The sequence below is a fragment of the Paraburkholderia humisilvae genome (assembly GCF_902859855.1).
GTDB classification, from domain to species: domain Bacteria; phylum Pseudomonadota; class Gammaproteobacteria; order Burkholderiales; family Burkholderiaceae; genus Paraburkholderia; species Paraburkholderia humisilvae.
This window is the reverse complement of sequence record NZ_CADIKH010000298.1, coordinates 1-1,759: the sequence shown is the minus strand read 5'-3', so window position 1 is coordinate 1,759 and position 1,759 is coordinate 1. Positions and strand designations below refer to the sequence as shown.

The 1,759-nt window shown below is 59.2% G+C and carries 4 protein-coding genes; all 4 read left to right on the top strand.

Annotation, left to right across the window (positions count from 1 at the left end; translation table 11 throughout):
* Positions 1 to 78 precede the first annotated feature (78 nt).
* The 4 genes from tnpA to HV796_RS42035 are packed head-to-tail and all read left to right on the top strand — an operon-like array spanning position 79 to position 1,420.
* A complete protein-coding gene (tnpA, locus tag HV796_RS42050; RefSeq protein ID WP_175233518.1) occupies positions 79 to 519 on the top strand; it encodes an IS66-like element accessory protein TnpA in 441 nt (146 codons plus the stop codon).
* A complete protein-coding gene (gene tnpB / locus HV796_RS42045) occupies positions 519 to 752 on the top strand; it encodes an IS66 family insertion sequence element accessory protein TnpB (RefSeq protein WP_175233516.1) in 234 nt (77 codons plus the stop codon). The genes tnpA and tnpB overlap by 1 nt, the downstream gene beginning before the upstream one ends.
* 9 nt (positions 753 to 761) lie before the next feature.
* Positions 762 to 1,079, top strand: coding sequence for a toxin-antitoxin system TumE family protein (locus HV796_RS42040; RefSeq protein ID WP_484555927.1), 318 nt, complete (start codon positions 762 to 764; stop codon positions 1,077 to 1,079).
* Positions 1,076 to 1,420, top strand: a complete 345-nt coding sequence (locus HV796_RS42035) for an HVO_A0114 family putative DNA-binding protein (RefSeq protein WP_246356396.1) — start codon at positions 1,076 to 1,078, stop codon at positions 1,418 to 1,420. The genes HV796_RS42040 and HV796_RS42035 overlap by 4 nt, the downstream gene beginning before the upstream one ends.
* Positions 1,421 to 1,759: the final 339 nt, after the last annotated feature.

Here is a 1,759-nt window from a genome sequence, read left to right as displayed (position 1 = left end):
ATGCCGCCCATCGAACAACCCCTCCAGCCCCTTGCGCTTGATCATCACCGGCTACCCGTTTGATAGGCTCGCTACTTTATCCGATTCGCCGAGCATATTTGCACCAGAGCCGGCAAGCGCAAGTTTGACGCCGAGGGTAAGCGCAAGCTGATTGACGCCTGCCGGCAACCGGGCGCGTCGATTGCCGGGCTGGCATTGAAGGCTGACGTGAACGCGAACCAGCTGCATAAGTGGATTCAATTGCGCGAGCGCGCGAATGCTGCTGCCGGGACGGTGAGTGCGGAGCCTTCGCCGTCGGCATTCGTGCCGGTCGTCACGGTCAACGAAGGGGCGCCGGTGCGCACGAATCACGAGCCGGTGAGCGTGCGGCGAACGTCGCACAGACACGAATCGGCGATGGCAGCGACGCCGGCGCGGCTATCAGTGCAGTTGCCAAACGGCGTAACGCTGCAGCTCGAATGCGCCGCGCACAATGGCGCTCTCATAAGGGCGATGATCGAAGCATTGGGGGCGCGCTGATGTTTCGCCTCGACGCGGACCTGCGGATCTACCTGCACCGCGAGCCGATTGACTTCCGGGCCAGAATCAACAGCCTCGTCACGCTGGTCGAGCAGTCGATGCAGCTCGACCCGCTTGCGCGATTCGTCTTCGCGTTCCATAACCGCAAACGCGAATCGCGACACAACCGGTTTTCGGGCATGCCTGATGGAAGCCGCGGGCGGAATCGTTTATCCACGCTTTATGGCGCTTGACGCCATAAGATGGATTATGGCATGATACGCCATATGAGAAAGAAAGCCACACTGCTGTTCGAGGACCGGGCTACCTACCCGGATGGTGCGATTCTCGAAATGCGCGTCTGGCGATTGCCAGTCACCGATGCCGAAAGGCCCCATGGTCTGAAGTACAGCCTGTTCTACGGACGCGATGGTCAGCGGATCATTGGCTACGACAACGAGCGTGGCAAGGGCGACCACCGGCATTATCGTGACCATGAAGAGCCCTACGCGTTTTCCACGGCAGAACAGATGGTGGCCGACTTCCTGGATGATGTTGAACGTGAACGAGGTGAGTCGTGAGCAAATTGAATGTGCATGTGGGTGGCGCACGGGACATGGGTAAGCGGTTCCTGTCGGCCTGGAATCGCGCACAGGCAGGCGAGAAGGTCGACGAGCGGCACGTGACTTTTCTGTCGCTCGAAGAGATGCTGGCCGCGTTGTCACCGAAACGGCTTGAGGTATTGCGCCATCTGCATCGTGAAAGCGCGGAAAGCGTAAAAGCGCTGGCAGATGCGCTGAAGCGGGATTACAAGCGGGTTTATGAGGACGTTGCCATCCTTGAGGCAGCTGGTCTCGTGGTTCGCGAAGACGGACGTCTGACCGCGCCCTGGGATACGTTGAGCGCCGAAGTTACGTTGTGAGCATTGCGGCATGAGCGCCGCGATCAGGGGCAATACCTGGCGATCCTGACGGAGGTAGTTCGCGCACGCAACGGCTGGTAATGCATCCGCAAATGGTGCGTCGTGATGGTGGGGGCGGAATGCGGCAAGATCAGCATCAGTGTGCCAAAGAGTGCATCACCCGACGCACCCGGCAAAAGTGGGGAACATCGCGTCGACTCAGCTTCCGACGACGATAGGCACGAAAAGCGGTTGTGTCGCGATAACGGTGGGAGGATGAGTGACAGGTTAAAATGAAAAGGACTACTTACATGATCAGCGAATAGAACTGAGCGGCGGGAGTTCTGTTTGCGTCGTCGT